Origin of the sequence: Streptomyces sp. ISL-43 (genome assembly GCF_018614195.1) — a bacterium.
Taxonomy (GTDB): Bacteria; Actinomycetota; Actinomycetes; order Streptomycetales; family Streptomycetaceae; genus Streptomyces.
Genome location: NZ_JAGGOT010000029.1, coordinates 315,423 through 330,483, shown reverse-complemented (window position 1 = coordinate 330,483; position 15,061 = coordinate 315,423). Strand labels below are relative to the sequence as shown.

At 74.6% G+C, this 15,061-nt stretch carries 16 protein-coding genes; 4 read left to right on the top strand and 12 right to left on the bottom strand.

Features of this window, described 5'->3' with window-relative positions; all coding sequences use genetic code 11:
* Nucleotides 1-51: 51 nt before the first annotated feature.
* Nucleotides 52-525 (top strand): MarR family winged helix-turn-helix transcriptional regulator, encoded by a 474-nt coding sequence (locus J7F03_RS17605; protein ID WP_214950432.1) that lies wholly within the window; start codon nt 52-54, stop codon nt 523-525.
* On the opposite strand, the gene J7F03_RS17600 is transcribed toward J7F03_RS17605, so the two are convergent.
* From J7F03_RS17600 to J7F03_RS17575, 6 genes are all read right to left on the bottom strand, one after another.
* Nucleotides 488-1,165 carry a cytochrome b/b6 domain-containing protein gene (locus J7F03_RS17600; protein WP_374104357.1) on the bottom strand — a complete coding sequence of 226 codons (678 nt, stop codon included), beginning with the start codon at nt 1,163-1,165 and terminating at the stop codon, nt 488-490. The genes J7F03_RS17605 and J7F03_RS17600 overlap by 38 nt on opposite strands.
* Entirely contained in the window at nt 1,146-1,811 is a 666-nt protein-coding gene (locus tag J7F03_RS17595; RefSeq protein WP_214950516.1) for a molybdopterin-dependent oxidoreductase, read from the bottom strand. Before J7F03_RS17595 ends, J7F03_RS17600 begins: the two co-directional genes overlap by 20 nt.
* 288 nt (nt 1,812-2,099) lie before the next feature.
* Nucleotides 2,100-2,801: an NAD(P)-binding domain-containing protein gene (locus tag J7F03_RS17590; protein ID WP_308379680.1), complete on the bottom strand. Its 702-nt coding sequence runs from the start codon at nt 2,799-2,801 to the stop codon at nt 2,100-2,102.
* A 135-nt stretch (nt 2,802-2,936) separates the two neighbouring features.
* Complete coding sequence (locus tag J7F03_RS17585; protein WP_214950427.1) at nt 2,937-4,298, bottom strand: FAD-dependent oxidoreductase; 1,362 nt, start codon at nt 4,296-4,298, stop codon at nt 2,937-2,939.
* A 212-nt stretch (nt 4,299-4,510) separates the two neighbouring features.
* Nucleotides 4,511-5,326 carry a hypothetical protein gene (locus J7F03_RS17580; RefSeq protein WP_214950425.1) on the bottom strand — a complete coding sequence of 272 codons (816 nt, stop codon included), beginning with the start codon at nt 5,324-5,326 and terminating at the stop codon, nt 4,511-4,513.
* A gap of 137 nt (nt 5,327-5,463) precedes the next feature.
* Complete coding sequence (locus J7F03_RS17575) at nt 5,464-5,979, bottom strand: hypothetical protein (RefSeq protein ID WP_214950423.1); 516 nt, start codon at nt 5,977-5,979, stop codon at nt 5,464-5,466.
* A 227-nt stretch (nt 5,980-6,206) separates the two neighbouring features.
* On the opposite strand from J7F03_RS17575, the gene J7F03_RS17570 reads away from it, so the two are divergent.
* Nucleotides 6,207-6,950, top strand: coding sequence for an HNH endonuclease family protein (locus J7F03_RS17570; RefSeq protein ID WP_251072033.1), 744 nt, complete (start codon nt 6,207-6,209; stop codon nt 6,948-6,950).
* A gap of 99 nt (nt 6,951-7,049) precedes the next feature.
* On the opposite strand, the gene J7F03_RS17565 is transcribed toward J7F03_RS17570, so the two are convergent.
* The 4 genes from J7F03_RS17565 to J7F03_RS17550 form a co-directional block, all read right to left on the bottom strand.
* On the bottom strand, nt 7,050-8,207 hold the full coding sequence (locus J7F03_RS17565; RefSeq protein ID WP_251072032.1) for a hypothetical protein: 1,158 nt from the start codon (nt 8,205-8,207) through the stop codon (nt 7,050-7,052).
* A gap of 220 nt (nt 8,208-8,427) precedes the next feature.
* Nucleotides 8,428-8,961 carry a GNAT family N-acetyltransferase gene (locus J7F03_RS17560; RefSeq protein WP_214950420.1) on the bottom strand — a complete coding sequence of 178 codons (534 nt, stop codon included), beginning with the start codon at nt 8,959-8,961 and terminating at the stop codon, nt 8,428-8,430.
* 60 nt (nt 8,962-9,021) lie between these two features.
* Complete coding sequence (locus tag J7F03_RS17555; protein WP_214950418.1) at nt 9,022-10,050, bottom strand: isopenicillin N synthase family oxygenase; 1,029 nt, start codon at nt 10,048-10,050, stop codon at nt 9,022-9,024.
* A gap of 56 nt (nt 10,051-10,106) precedes the next feature.
* Complete coding sequence (locus J7F03_RS17550; RefSeq protein WP_214950417.1) at nt 10,107-11,183, bottom strand: GNAT family N-acetyltransferase; 1,077 nt, start codon at nt 11,181-11,183, stop codon at nt 10,107-10,109.
* 214 nt (nt 11,184-11,397) lie between these two features.
* On the opposite strand from J7F03_RS17550, the gene J7F03_RS17545 reads away from it, so the two are divergent.
* On the top strand, nt 11,398-12,171 hold the full coding sequence (locus tag J7F03_RS17545) for a VOC family protein (RefSeq protein ID WP_214950415.1): 774 nt from the start codon (nt 11,398-11,400) through the stop codon (nt 12,169-12,171).
* Here the strand turns inward: J7F03_RS17545 and J7F03_RS17540 are convergent.
* The gene (locus J7F03_RS17540; protein WP_214950413.1) at nt 12,140-13,174 is read right to left on the bottom strand and encodes a PHP domain-containing protein; all 1,035 of its coding nucleotides are present in this window, start codon (nt 13,172-13,174) and stop codon (nt 12,140-12,142) included. The genes J7F03_RS17545 and J7F03_RS17540 overlap by 32 nt on opposite strands.
* Before the next feature lie 71 nt (nt 13,175-13,245).
* On the bottom strand, nt 13,246-14,352 hold the full coding sequence (locus J7F03_RS17535) for a hypothetical protein (protein WP_214950411.1): 1,107 nt from the start codon (nt 14,350-14,352) through the stop codon (nt 13,246-13,248).
* Nucleotides 14,353-14,536: 184 nt separating this feature from the next.
* Between J7F03_RS17535 and J7F03_RS17530 the strand changes: the two genes are divergently transcribed.
* On the top strand, nt 14,537-15,049 hold the full coding sequence (locus J7F03_RS17530; protein ID WP_214950410.1) for a DinB family protein: 513 nt from the start codon (nt 14,537-14,539) through the stop codon (nt 15,047-15,049).
* The last annotated feature ends 12 nt before the right edge of the window (nt 15,050-15,061 follow it).

Sequence of the window (15,061 nt, the reverse complement as noted above, 5' to 3'; positions counted from 1 at the left end):
GTTGTGCACAATTCAGTTGTCGACACGACTCCCCCGAGTACACTGGTTCCCATGACCGAGCAGCCGCCCGCCACCCTCCCCGACCAGGACTTCCTGCGCCTCGACAGCCAGATCTGCTTCGCGCTCGGCGCGGCGAGCCGCGCCTTCGGGGGCCTCTACCGGGTGATCCTCAAGGACCTCGGCCTGACCTACCCGCAGTACCTGGTGATGCTGGTGCTCTGGGAGCACGGGGAGATGCCGGTCAAACAGCTCGGGCAGCACCTGCGGCTCGACTCGGGAACGCTGTCCCCGCTGCTCAAGCGCCTGGAAGCGGCCGGCCTGATCTCCCGCGAGCGCAGCGCCGAGGACGAGCGGTCCGTCCACGCGCGACTGACCGAATCGGGTACGGCCCTGCGTGCCCGCGCCGTCGAGGTGCCCCGGCGCATCGCCACCGCGACCGGCTTCGAGCTCGGCGAGATCAGGGAGCTTCAGGACCGGCTGCGGCGGCTCACGGCCGCCCTGGACTCGGCGGTTCCGCAGGAGTGACCGGGACCGCCCGCCGGGCGAGCGGCGTGCGCCACAGCGGGTGCTCGCGCCGCGCCCACTCGGCCGCCACCGAGCCCGTGCGCATGCCGCGCCGGGCTTCCGGGTCGGCCAGCGCCTTCATGACGTGCCCGGCGACGGCCACGGCCAGCGCGATGGCCAGCCAGTCGTGGACGAAGGTCGCACCGGTCCGCCAGGGCAGCGGGGCCAGGCCGGTGAACCACATCAGCAGGCCCGTGCCGAGCATGACCAGGGCCGCACCGGCGCTCCAGCTCGCGTAGAGCTTCTGCCCGGCGTTGAACTTTCCCGCCGGTCGGGCGGCGGGCCGCGCGTCCCGGCGCAGCGCGGAGCGCAGCCAGGTCCGGTCGTGCGGGCCGAAGCGGTTCAGCCGGCGCAGGTCGGCGCGGAAGGCGCGGGAGGCGAGCCCCAGCAGGGCGGGGGCCGGGATCAGCAGCCCGGACCATTCGTGGACGGTGACCACGAGGTGGCGGCGGCCGACGAGTTCGGCCAGCGGCGGCAGGTAGAGGCAGCCGGCGGTCGCCAGGCACAGCCCCGTGAGCGCGGCGGTGGTCCGGTGGATCCAGCGTTCGGCGCGAGTGAACCGGCGGATCCGGCCGGGGAGTTCAGACGGTCGGGGCATCATCGCGTCCGTTCGACTTGCCGACCCAGGCGTCGACGTCGTAGCCGAGTTCCTCCCAGTAGCCGGGGCGGACGTCCTGGGTGAGGGTGATGCCCGACAGCCATTTCGCCGACTTGTAGAAGTACATGGGGGCAACGTAGAGGCGGACCGGGCCGCCGTGCGCGTGGCCGAGGGGCTCGTCCCGCATCCTCAGGGCGACCATCACGTCGTCGCGACGGGCCTGCGGGAGCGTGAGGCTCTCGGTGTACGTGCCGTCGAAGCAGGTGAAGCGGATCGCGCGGGCCTCGGGGCGGACCCCGGCGGCGTCCAGGAGCCGGGAGAGCGGGACCCCCTCGAAGGGCGTGCCGGGCACCCGCCAGCCGGTCACGCACTGGACGTCGCGGACGACGCGGGTCTGCGGCAGGCCCCGGAGCGCGTCGAGGGTGTACGAACCCGGGCGCTCGACCAGGCCGTCGACGGTCAGCCGGTAGTCCGCCGGGCCGCGTTCGGGGACCGAGGAGGCGACGGAGTAGTAGCGGAACCCGCCGCCGCCCGGCAGTAGTCCGGTCAGGCCCGTGGGGTCCGACGCGGAGGCCCGGCCCAGCACCGCGTCGAGCCCGGACTGGAGGCGGGGTGCGGCGGCCAGGCCGAGGGCGCCGAGTCCGACCATGCCGAGGACGAGCCGCCGGCCGACGGGGGCGCCGCGGCCGTCGACGTCGACTTCGACGAGGCGATCACGGCCGGGGCCGGCGGCGAGGTCGGGGCGGTCGTGGCCGCCGGGGCGATCGTGGCCGTCGCGGCGGCCCGCGTCGGCCGGGCCGTCGGGATCCGCTTCCTGTTCTGTGCTCACGAGCCGATTCGACCACCGGCCGCGCCCCCGCGGCCAGGGGTCGGGGAGGTTCGTCAGACTTCCGTCACACCTAGGTCGGCGGCAGCGAGACGGCCCAGGGGCCGGGGATCATCCCCGGAACTCGTCCTCGCGTTCCGGGGAGGCCTCGGCGAGCGCCTTGGCCACGGCCGCCGCGCCCGCCCGGAGGCCGTAGACGGGGGTGCCGGGCTGCTGGCGCCAGGATTCGTCGAGGCCGCCGGCGTCGACGGTGTCGAAGCCGAGCTCGTCGATGAGGGCCCGTACGGTCTTCTTCGCCGCCTCGTCGTCGCCGGCGACGGGCAGGGCCTGCCGGTCGGGGTGTCCCGCTGCGAGCGGGCGCTCCAGGATGTCCTGGGCGTAGGTGCCGTTGAAGGCCTTGATGACGGGGTGTCCGAGGTGCTTCTCGGTCCAGCGGCTCTCGGTGAGGCCCTCGTCCTCGATGCCGGCGATCCGGCCGTCGCGTTGGCGCGGGTAGTAGTTCCCGGTGTCGATGACGGCGAAGCCGGGCGCCGCCCCGTCGAAGAGGCCGGCGGGCAGGTCGGGGACCTTCTTGAGGGGGATGGTCACGACCACGACCTCGGCGCCGCGCGCCGCCCGCGCGACGGTGACCGGGGTGGCGCCCGTCTCCTCGGCGAGGGCGGTCAGGGTCTCGGGGCCGCGCGAGTTGGCGACGGCCACGTCGTGTCCGAGAGCGGTGAGCCGGCGGGTGAGGTTGCCGCCGATGTGGCCCGCGCCGATGATGCCGATCTTCATGAGCTCTCCCGTGCGTCCAGGGTGTTCGGGTGTCTCGATGGTCCGAACCTCCCCCGGGCGCCGGGAATTCCGCTACGGCCCGGTGGATCCCACCGGCCGGGCCTCCGTACGGCGCCCGGACCGCGCGGTCGTCCGGGTGGGCCCGCGCGCGGCGGGCACCACCCGGACCCGGGGCTACGCCCCGCTCGCCTTGAGCATGTCCTCGCGCTCGACGAGCTTCACGCGCTCGCGGCCCTGCGGCTCGCCCAGCGCCTTCTCGGCGGCGTCCAGCTTGTACCAGCCCTCCCACGTCGTGAAGCGGATCTCCCGCCCGGAGAGGAAGGCCTCGACGGCCTCCGGCTCGGGCGTGGCGGGGGTCCGCAGACGGCCGTCCGCGTGGTCGGCGAGGAGGTTGGAGACCGTCTCGTTGGCGTCGCCCTTGGTGTGGCCGATCAGGCCGATCGGGCCGCGGCGGATCCAGCCGGTGACGTACGTCGACTGCAGGTGCGCGCCCGCTTCGATGACGCGGCCGCCCTCGTCCGGGACCGTGCCGGAGGCGACGTCCCACGGCAGCTTGGGCAGTTCGTCGGAGAGGTAGCCGACGGCGCGGTAGACGGACTGGACGTCCCAGTCGGTGAACTCGCCGGTGCCCTTGACGTTGCCGGTGCCGTCGAGCTCGGTGCGCTCGGTGCGCAGCCCGACGACCTTGCCGTCCTCGCCGAGGATCTCGGAGGGCGACTCGAAGAAGTGCAGGAAGAGCTTGTGCGGGCGGTCGCCGATGTCGCGGATCGCCCAGTTCTCCAGGGTCTTGGCGACCATGTCCGCCTGCTTGTTGGAGCGGCGGGTGCTGATCGAGCCCTCGTCGTAGTCGATGTCCTCGGGGTTGACGATGACCTCGATGTTCGGCGAGTGGTCCAGCTCGCGCAGCTCCATCGGGCTGAACTTGGCCTGGGCGGGGCCGCGGCGGCCGAAGACGTGGACCTCGAGCGCCTTGTTGGCCTTGAGGCCGTCGTAGACGTTCGCCGGTATCTCCGTCGGCAGCAGCTCGTCGGCGGTCTTGGCGAGGATGCGGGCCACGTCGAGGGCGACGTTGCCGACGCCGAGGACGGCGACCTTCTGCGCCTCAAGCGGCCATGTGCGCGGGACGTCGGGGTGCCCGTCGTACCAGGAGACGAAGTCGGCGGCGCCGTAGGAGCCGTCGAGCTCGACGCCCGGGATGGTGAGGTCGCGGTCGGCGGTGGCACCCGTGGAGAAGATCACGGCGTCGTAGAACGAGTGCAGCTCGTCGAGGCTGATGTCGTTCGGATAGTCGACGTTGCCGAAGAGGCGGACCTGCGGCTTGTCGAGCACCTGGTGAAGGGCGGTGATGATGCCCTTGATACGCGGGTGGTCGGGGGCGACGCCGTACCGGATCAGACCGAAGGGCGCCGGCATCCGCTCGAACAGGTCGATGGACACACCCGGCTCGGTGGCCGCCTCGGACTTCAGCAGGGCGTCGGCGGCGTAGATGCCGGCGGGGCCGGCACCGACGATTGCTACCCGCAGGGGGCGAGGCATGTCTGGTTCCCTTCGAACGACGAATTGACTCGATCAAGGGAACACTAAACTGAGGCAAGCCTAACCCAGAACCCACCCCCTATTTATGCCCCTATAACTCTGCCTTATGACTTACCCAAGTCACACTTGGAGGTCGTCAGCCCTGCGGGACGCGAGCCGACCCTGGACGAACGGGTCGTTTCGGTGCGGCCCCGGCCGGGCCCGCACCGGGGTCACCAGGAGCCGGCCACGGTGACCGGGGAGGTCTCGCGCGTGTGGACGGTGACCGTGCCGGTGTCCCCGTACACCTCGTGCCGCCAGTCCGCGAAGACCCGTACCACCCTGCGCGCGTCGTCGCCGCGGCTCTTGCCCACCCCCTCGGTGGTGAAGGTCACTTCCGCGCGGCCCGCCCCGCCCACCTTGCGGACGCGGACCGGGCCGATGCCATCCGCGGGGATGCCCTGGTCCTCTTCGGTGCGGTGCTTGGCGTACCAGCCGGCGAAGTCCCGGGTCATGTCGAACCATCCGATGGCGCCGCAGGGGCCGGCGCCATTGGTGACGCCTCCGGATCCGCCGGGCGCGGCCGTGCCGTCCGTGGGCGGGTCCGGGGTACCGGTGTCCTGGTCGGTGGGCGGATCCGGCGTACCCGTGTCCTGGTCGGTGGGCGGGTCCGGAGGGCCGGTGTCCTGGTCCGTCGGCGGGCCCGCGTAGGTGCCCGTCTCCTGATCGGTCGGCGGGCCCGCGTACGCGCCGGTCTCCTGATCGGTCGGCGGGCCCGCGTACGCGCCCGTCTCCTGGTCCGTGGGCGGGCCCGCGTACGCGCCCGTCTCCTGGTCCGTGGGGATGTCGGGGGTCGCCGTGCCGGCGCCCGGGCCGCCGTCCGTCGGCCCGTCCAGATCGCAGATCTCCGGGCTCGGCGCCGCCGCGGGGGCGGGTCCGGCCGCCTCCCCCGCCCGTACGGTGCCGCACGCCGCGAGCACCGCGCACAGCAGTCCCGCGAGCCCCGCCAGCGCCGTCCGCCCGGTCGCGGACGCAGCAGTCTTCTTCATGGTCGTCGCCCCCCTCCCGGTACAAGAGGGGTCAACGGTAGCCGCGGTTCCCTCCGGGGCCACCCTTCCCCCCGTCGGCTCCGGTGGCGAGGCCCTGCGTACCGCGGGGCCCGGGCGCCGCCGCCCCGACCCGGGGCTCAGCCGACGACCACGACGTCGTCGCAGACCGGCGGCTCCTCGGGGTGGACCACGGCCTCGCGCCAGACCTCCTCGGTCCCGGGGGTCGCCTCGGAGCCGGCGTCGGCGGGTACGGCACCCCACACCAGGCCGTCGCCGTACTCCTCGGCCGGCACCAGGGAGACGACGTAGCGGCGGCCCGGTTCCAGGATCTGGACCAGCGACTCCGACCCCGGCGGCGGTCCGAGGCCCTGGGCGACCCTGGCCTCGGCGGGGAGGGCGCCCTTGAGGGTCTCCTCCACGCGCAGGGAGAGCAGTTGGACGTCCGGGTACCAGGCGCGGGCGGAGACGGTGGCCACGACCACGTCGTGCGCCTGGTGCGCGACGAACTCCGGCCTGGACCGCGGGTCGGCGCACGGCCGGTCCCAGACCGCGAGCAGCGGCGCGTCGTACGTCTCCCACGCCGCCCAGCCGGCCGTGCCCAGCATGACCACCGTGCTCGCGGCGGCCAGCGTCTGCGCGGACCACGTCACCATCGGAGTTCCTTCCTCTCGGATCGGCGAAGGCTCGCACGATGGCAGCGCCCCGGCGGCGGAACCCAACCCCGTTCACCCGTCCGGGGGTTGGCTGGCATCCGGGCCGCGGAGCCGGCTCACGAGAGCCGCACGACGGCCACCGCTCCGCCGACGGGCGGGGCTTCGGGACCCGTCCGGCGTGGGTAGGCTTCCCCCGACACAGTGCGCGGCAGGCTCGGGGTGGGGTAATGGGACGTCAGATACGTGTGCCCGGTGCGGCACTGGCGGCCGCGGCGCTGCTGGCCCTCGCCGGATGTTCGGGGACCGGGACGGCTCCCGGTGACGACCCGGAACCGGGGGGCACCGCCACGCCCGCCACGCCCGCCGCGTCCGGCTCGTCCGGCGCCCCCGACGACGCGAAGCCCGCCCCCGGGGACGTGCTGCCCGGCATGGTGAGCGCCGCCGTGGCCCGTACCCAGCTGGCCGCGCTGAAGGTGGCCCCGCCGGGGACCATGTCCGGTTACAGCCGGGACAAGTTCACGCACTGGGCGGAGCAGGGCGCCAAGTGCGACACCCGCGAGGTCATCCTCCAGCGGGACGGCGCGGACGTCACCCGGGACTCCGAGTGCAAGGCGGTGTCCGGCACCTGGAAGAGCCTGTACGACGGTGTGGTGGTCACCCAGGCCTCGAAGATGGACATCGACCACATGGTGCCCCTCGCCGAGGGCTGGCGCTCGGGCGCGGCCGGCTGGGACGCCGCGAAGCGCAAGGCCTTCGCGAACGATCTGACGCACCCCCAACTGCTCGCGGTGACCGCCTCCTCGAACCGCTCGAAGGGCGATCAGAGCCCCGATCTGTGGCAGCCGCCGTCGAAGGCGGCCTGGTGCCAGTACGGACGGGCCTGGACGACCGTCAAGTCGGCGTACGGCCTGACCGTCACCGACCCCGAGAAGCGGATGCTCTCCACCATGCTGGACGCGTGCGCGGCATGACACCGACCGCGCCTTCGGCCGGGCCGACCCGCTCCGGGCCGACCCGCTCCCGGCCGTCCGGCAGCCCGGCCTGACGTCGGGCCGGGCGCCCGCCCCGCCTCACAGCACCGCGATGCCCAGCGGCCGCGACCCCGCCGCGAGCCGGCGGCCGCTCCCGGTGTCGAGGTCGACGACCGTGATGCCGTTCCAGTAGCCGTCCCGGGTGTGGCCGCCGGTGACGTAGGCCGTGCGCCCGTCCCGGGAGACGGCCACGTCCTCGTGCGGTCCGTCGAGCGGGTACACCCGTTCCGCACCGTCCGGGGAACGGACCGTGAGGGACGGCCCCTTGCCCTTCCCGGGCTCCACCGCCCCCGTGCCGACCACGAGGAGCCGGCCGTCCGCCGTGAGGGCGACCCCGTGTTGGTGGGTTTCGGCGGTCAGCTCCTCGACCGTGGTGCGCCCCGTCCGCGGGTCCACCACGGCGAGCCGCTCGCCCTCGAAGGGGAGCAGCAGCATCCCGTCCGCCGGCCGCACGGCCGCGTAGTGCGGTTTCAGCCAGGATCCGAGGCCGCCTTCCGTCCCGTACGGGGCGACCTCGATGCGGCGCGGCCGCAGCGTGCCGGCGGGGACGACGGTGACGTCGAAGGAGTCGTGGCCGGTGACGTAGACCTCGGAGCCGTCCTGCGACACGTCCACGTCGAAGGGGCGCCGGCCCACCGGGACGACCGCGCCGACCTCGGCCTTCGCCGTGTCGATGACCTCCAGGACCCCGGTGGTCCCGGGGACGTTCACCCCGACGTAGGCGCGGGCGCCGTCGGGTGAGAGCGCGATGCCCATGCCGCCGCCCCGGTACTCGCCGCCGGTGACGGGCCCGGTGCCGGTGGTGCGGTACGGGACGCGGGCCAGCCGGGTGCGCGTACGCGTGTCCACGACGGCGACCCCCTCGGCCGTGGCCACCCAGGCCCGGCCGTCCGCGCCGACCGCCAGGCCGTACGGCGCCCTGCCGACCGGGACGGAGCCGATGGCGCCGCGCCGCGGGTCCACGAAGGTGACGGTGTCGGCGCCGAAATCGGCGACCAGGAGGGTCCCGTCGGGGGTCTGCGAGGCCGTCGGGAGCGGGGAACCGGCGGGCGCCGCGGCGGGCGCCGCGGCCGGCGCCGTGCCGGGCTGGGTGCAGGCTCCGAGCAGCAGGGCCCCGGCGAGGGCCGCGAGGGCGGTACGGGTTCCCCGTACGCGGCGGCGCGGGCGCGGGCGGCCCGGTCGGTCGTGCTCCGGCATGGTTGCCCCTCTCGGTTCCGGGGGCGCGGCCGGTGGTGCGCCCGCTCCCCCGTACCCATCCTCACCGCGCGGGAGGGGCCGGCCGCTCGGCCCGCCGGCCGACCACCGGGTCGACCGATCGGTTGATGCGGGGGCGGGGCAGGCCGGGCAGGCCGGCCGAAACCGGCCCCGGACCGGACCGGGCGAGACCGGCCGGGAGGGGCGGGGAGGGGCGGGCAGCTCAGCCCTCGTACTCCGTGAGGTCGATGGCGTGGATGTTGAGCAGCGCGCCGGACTCCGGGTGCGCGGTGTCCTTCTCCGCCGCCATCCCGAGCTTGCGGATCACGTTCTCGGACTCGTCGTTGCCCGCCCGGTTCACGGCGACGACCCGGTCGAGGCCCCGGTCCTGGAGGGCGAACTCCAGCGTGGCGTGCGCGGCCTCGGAGGCGTAGCCCTGACCCCAGTAGGAGCGGCCGAGGCGCCAAGTGATCTCCGCCGCGGGCAGGACCTCGGGGAGCCACCAGGGCATGGAGAGCCCGACGGCGCCGATCAGCTCGCCGGAGGCCAGCAGCTCCACGGCGAAGATCCCGAAGCCCTCCTCGTCCCACTCGTCCTCCCAGCGCTCGATGGCCTCGGCGGTCTCCTCGAGGTCGAGCGTCTCGCCGTCACCGATCCAGCGCATCACCTCGGGGTCGGCATTGATCTCCGACAGGGGGACGAGGTCGTCCTCGGACCAGCGGCGGAGGAGGAGGCGGGGGGTACGGATCTCGGTCATGACGCCCATCCTGCCGAACGCGCCCGGCATCGGGTAATCGGGGCCCCCACCAGGCCGTCCCTAGGCCTCCGTACCCGTCTGACCAGCCGGATCCCCAAAGCCGCCGGGACCGGCCGCATCCCCCGCCGGGACGGTGATCGCGTCGAGCTGCGCCCGCAGGTAGGCGTGCGAGTCGACCGGCTCGTGCGCGATCCGCCCCAGCGGCGCCGGGAGGGACTCCACCCGGGTGTGCGGGTCGCACTCGTAGAAGTAGACCAGCGAGATCAGCTCCTCGGCCGGCGCGTCGGCCGGCGGCGGCAGCACCCGGTGGCGGCCGGCCCGCCACCGGTCGCCCGTCCAGCGCGCCATCAGGTCGCCGATGTTCACGGTGAGCGCGGCCGGATCGTAGGGGGCGTCCAGCCAGCCCTCGGCCTCGGTGTGGATCTGCAGCCCGCCCGCACCCTGCTGGCGGTCCAGGACGGTGACGGTGCCGAAGTCGGTGTGCGCCCCGATGCGGAACTGGCCGGGCAGCGGCGGCCCGATGAGCTCGGTGCCGGGATACCAGTTGACGTTGAACCCCCAGGTGGGGTGTCCCGTGTGGCGGGTGAAATGGTCCGGCTCCAGGCGCAGGGCGGCCGCCAGCAGCTCCAGCAGCTCGTTGGAGAGCGCCCGCATCGCGGCCAGGTACCGGTCCACCAGCGGCCGCAGCGAGGGAACTTCGGCAGGCCACGCGTTGGGCCGGAACCACTCGGCGTCCACCGACGGGATCCCCGTCGGGTCCTCCGCCGCCCAGGACCACGACTCCTTGAGGTCCGGCGGGGAGGCCGCGCCCTCCGCGTAGCTGTTGGCCTCCGCGCCCGGGCCGAGCCAGCCGCGTCCGCCGACCGCGACGGCGTACGGGGCCTTGGCGGCGGCCGGGAGCCGGAAGAACGCGCGCGCCGCCTCCCGGATCCGCCCGGGCAGCTCCGGGTCCACCCCGTGCCCGGTCACCAGCAGGAAGCCGGCCGCCTGGAGCGCCTCGTCGACACGGTCGGCGACGCGGCGGCGCGCCCCGGGTCCGCCGGAGCGCCACGGGCCGAGATCGATCACGGGGACCTGGGAGCTCACCATGGGGGACCTGCCTTCCGAGCCGGGGGGCGGCACCGGCAGGATCCGAAAGAGACGGCTTAGGCCCCGGAGCCCCGTAGGACGTACCGGACAAGGCCCTCCCCGGTGCCGGCCTCGGTGAAACCTGTCCGCCGCAGCACCGCCTGGGAGGGTGCGTTGTCCTCGTCCGTCGTGGCCGCCAGCAGGGTGAGGCCCGGCTGTCCGAAGGCCCAGGCGGACAGCGCCTTCAGCGCATCGGTGGCGTAGCCGTTGCCGCGCGCCGAGGGGACGAGGTCGTAGCCGACCTCGGCACGGCCGTCGGCGTCCGGAGCGCCGTGGAAGCCCATGCCGCCGATGGCCCGCCGGTCGCTCGCGCGGATGATCGCGTACGGTCCCCAGCCCGGCCGGTACGTCCCTTCCTCGCGTGCCCTCACCACGCTCCCCGCGGCGCGCCGGGTGCCGTCGCCGGGGCCGTCCTCGGCCCAGGCGAAACCGCCGGTGCCGCCCGCGAGCAGGTCGGCGGCGGCCATCGGGGAGATGTCGCAGAGCAGTACGCGCTCGGCCGCGACGGGTTCGGCGTACCAGCGCCAGGCCGTCTGCCGGGCCAGGCCCGGGAGTTCGCCCCGGCCGGTCGCCCACAGCAGGTTCCGCCAGGCGTCGGGGCCGCCGGCCTCGCGCGGGACGTGCGGGAAGAGGCGGTCCAGGACCCGCTCGGGCAGTGCGGGGTCCGGCTCCCAGTCGTGGACGCCGAGCCCGCCGAGGATGTCGTGGGTGTGCAGCAGGGTCTCGACGACGCCCATCGCGGCGAAGCCGTCGGCGCCCGCCCTGCCGTACGGGTGCCACGCGCGGGCACCGGGCCCGGCGAGGGCCACGGCGGCGGACAGGAACCCGCCGGAGGCCTCGATCATCTCGATGATGCCGGCGGGGCCGGTGCCCTCCTCGGCGCGTATCTCCAGGGGGACGTACCCGTCCGCGGCGCGGACCGTGAGCTGGGCGGCGTAGGCCGTGAAGTCCTCCGCCACGTGGACGGCGGTGTCGTGGCAGCTCCACTCCAGGCCGGCGGCCGGGGCGCTCCAGTCGAGGTGCGCCACGTCCCGCAGCGCCCGCGCGGTGAGCGACACCGCGGTATCGATGTCCTGGGAATGCATGATCGTCATACGCGCACCTTAGGAGTCGGCCCTCGTGCCGCCAAGGGGATATCCGTGCCCCACGGCCGGTGGTCCCGGTGGCGCGCCTGCGGGCCACGGCCGGGGACGGGGCGCTACTGGTTGTGGTCGGGCGGCGCGCTGACCGCGCCCCGGTGAAGGGCGGAGCAAAACAGTGGAGATTTCGACGAGGGACGTCTTCGGGGCGCCGTGCTGGGTGAGCCTGATGGCACGCGACCTCGGCGCGGCGCAGCGGTTCTACGGTGCGGTCGTGGGCTGGCGGTTCCGGCCCGCGCGGCTCGGCGACGCGTTCTCCGTGGCCGAGCTCGACGGGGATCCGGTGGCCGGCATCGGGGCGCTGGCCGGGGATCTGGCGGTGCCGGTGGCCTGGACTCCGTACTTCGCCGTCGACGACGCCGATGTGGCGGTCGGCCGGGTCCGGGAGCGCAGCGGCACGATCGCGGTGGGACCGGTGTCCTTCGAGACGGGGGGCCGCGCGGCGCTCGTGGCGGACCGGGACGGGGCGGTGTTCGGGATCTGGGAGGGCCGGGTGTCGGCGGGCTGGCGGGTGGGCAGCGGACACGCGCCGGCCTGGCTGGAGCTGCGCACCCGCGACGCCTTCGAGTCGGCGATCTTCTACGGGGAGGTCCTGGAGTGGGCCACCGAGCGCACCGGGTGCTGCGAGGTCTCCTACGAGGAGGAGCGGGTCGTGCTGCGGCAGGGCGGGGAGCCGGTGGCGCGGCTGGACAGCGGTCCCGTGGAGCAGGCCTCGTACAGTCCGTACACCCGGCCCCGCTGGCAGGTCCACTTCCGGGTGCCCGAGCTGGATCCGGCCGTGGCGGCGGCGGAGGCGCTGGGCGGGCGCACGGTCTCGGATCCGGCTGTGAGCGAGACCGAGCGGTGGGTGGCGCTGCGCGATCCGGACGGGGCGCTGTTCACCCTCACGGCGTCCCGGACGGCCGGCGGGTCTACGGTGACCGGCGGGTCCGGGTCCAGGTGAGGAGGTCGGCCGCGGACCAGGTGTTGACGATCCGGTCGGCCGGCACCCCGCATTCCAGGGCGCGTTCGCAGCCGGTGGTCTGCCAGTCGAGCTGACCGGGGGCGTGGGCGTCGGTGTCGATCGCGAAGAAGGTGCCCGCGGCCACGGCGAGCCGAAGCAACCGCCGTGGCGGGTCGAGGCGTTCGGGCCGACTGTTGATCTCCACCGCGGTGCCGGCCTCGGCGCAGGCCGCGAAGACGGCCTCGGCGTCGAACTCCGACTCGGGGCGGGTCTTGCCCGTGACCAGCCGCCCGGTGCAGTGGCCGAGGACGTCCAGGTGCGGATTGCGCACGGCGGCGATCATCCGCCGGGTCATGGCGGGGGCGTCCATCCGGAGCTTGGAGTGGACGGAGCCGACCACCAGGTCGACTTCGGCCAGGAGTTCGGGCTCCTGATCGAGCGAGCCGTCGAGAAGGATGTCGCACTCGATGCCGGTGAGCAGCCGGAACGGGGCCCAGGTGGCGTTGAGTTCGACCACCACCCGCAGCTGTTCGCGCAGCCGCTCCGGCGAGAGCCCGCGGGCCACCTTCAGGCTGGGTGAATGGTCGGTGAGCACCGCCCACTCGTGCCCGAGGCCGGCCGCGGCCCGGCCCATCGCCTCGATCGGGCTGCCGCCGTCCGACCAGTCCGAGTGGACGTGGCAGTCACCGCGCAAGGCGGCGCGCAGCGCGAGGGCCTCGGGGCTCGCGGGCGGCCCCTCGGGGTGGGCGGCGGCCTTGTCCTCCAGCCGCTGGAGGTACTCCGGGATCTGGCCGCCGAGTGCTTCCCGGACGGCCCGGGCGGTCTTCGGGCCGATGCCCTTGACCTCTTCGAGCGTGCCCGCCGCGACTCGCTGGGCCACCTCGCGCTCCCCCATCCGTACGAGGGCCGCGGAGGCGGTGCGGAAGGCCTGGACCCGGTACGTCGGCTCCTGGGCGCGCTCCAGCAGGAAGGCGATGCGGTCCAGTGCCGCCACCGGGTCCATCCTGCGCCTCGCTCCGGTCGGCGGCGGGGAGGGGACCCTGGCGCGCTGCCCGGGTCCCCTCCCCGCCTGGGTCAGGCTCCGTCGGCCGGGCCGGCCGACGGTCGGTACTGCAGGGCCAGGCCCGCGAGGACGGCGCCGGTCGCGGCGCTCAGCACCGCGGTGACGCCGGCCCATTCGACGGTGCCGCCGACCGCGCCGGCGAGCGGGTCGAACTGCACCGCGCCGCCCACCACATGGAGTGCGGCGACACCCAGCGCGACGACCGCGCCGGCCCGCCACGCCCCGGCCGTGTCGCGCACCGCCAGCAGTGCGCCGGCGGTCAGGCACAGCAGCGTGACGGCGAGGGCGAGCAGCCCGCCGGGATCACCGGAGGACAGGCCCGCCAGATCACCGGGCACGTGCAGCGCACCGCAGAGCAGCAGCGCGAACGCCACCGGCCAGCGCAGTACGTGGCGCAGCGCGCCGCCCACCGGCCGCGCCGGGGGCCGGGCCGGAGCCAGGACCGGGGCGGGCCGTTGGACGGCGGTGCGCCTCTGGGGCTCCGGATCGGATACCGCCCTGCGGTAGGGGGTCTGTCCGTCGCCGGTGCCGAGGATGCTGACCAGCAGCGCCACGTCCTCGATGGGCCGGCCGAGGGCGGCGGCCCGCAGGGTGATGTCGGTTTCGACGACCTCGTGCGGAGGCTCTCCCAACAGAACGACCATCTCGCGGACTTCGTGGACGGGACGGGCCACGGCGGCCGCGCGCAGCGCCGCGTGTCCGGGGTTGGGCAGTTGTCCGGACTCCTTGAGGAGGCTCACCAGTGCGGCGACCTCCCTGACCGGACGGCCGGTGGCGGCGGTCTCCAGGACGGTCCGTATCGGCGCCGCCCCGGTCCCTTCCGACGGCGCGGCCCCGGTCGCGGGCTCGGAGTCCCGGCCAGAGTCACGGCCGGCCTCCTGGCCGGAGTCACGGCCGGAGTCACGGCCGGGGCCGGGATCGGCGGAGGGGCCGTCGAGGGCCTCGGCATCGGGGGCGCCGCCAGGACCGGCGGGGGCGTCGGGGCCGGCGGGGGCGTCGGGGCCGACAGAGGCGTCGGGGCCGGCGGGGGGCTCGGCCGGGGGCCGGACTTCCGTGGTGTCGGGGAGCCCGCGCGGTTCTTCGTACTCCGTCGCAGCGAGCGTGATCGGGTCATTCATGGAAAGCTCCGTTCGCCGACGCGCGGGTCTACACATCGCGCGCCGGTCATCGTGCGTCATGGGAAGCGCACGCTTTGTTACATTCAGCGCCACCTCGCCGCACTGCGCCATTCGGGGCGGGCAAACGGGGGTCACGCGCGGCGCCGCGCGGGGTCCCGGCACGTGTCGTGGGCATGGTGGGGGCATGAAGGGTACGGAGCTGCTTGCCGACGCGTTCGACCGGATCCACGGCGTGGTGCACGAGGTGGTCGAGGGACTGGACGCCGAACGGCTGGACGCGCGGATCGACCCGGGCGCCAACTCGATCACCTGGCTCGTCTGGCACCTGACCCGGATCCAGGACGACCACGTGGCGGACGCGGCGGGCTGGGAGCAGGTCTGGAACGCGCAGGGGTACGACGAACGGTTCGCCCTCTCGCTCCCGGCCGGAGCGACCGGCTACGGGCACACCGCCCGCCAGGCCGCCGCCGTGCGGGTTGCCTCCGGGGACCTGCTGCTGGAGTACTTCGACGCCGTCCACGCGCAGACCGGCCGGTTCCTGCGCGAGCTGACCGCCGCCGACCTGGACCGGGTGGTGGACGAGCGGTGGGACCCGCCGGTGACCCTGGGCGTGCGGCTGGTCAGTGTGATCGGCGACGACCTCCAGCACGCGGGCCAGGCGGCCTACGTACGGGGCGTACTGGAGCGGGAGCACTGATGGCGGGCGGAG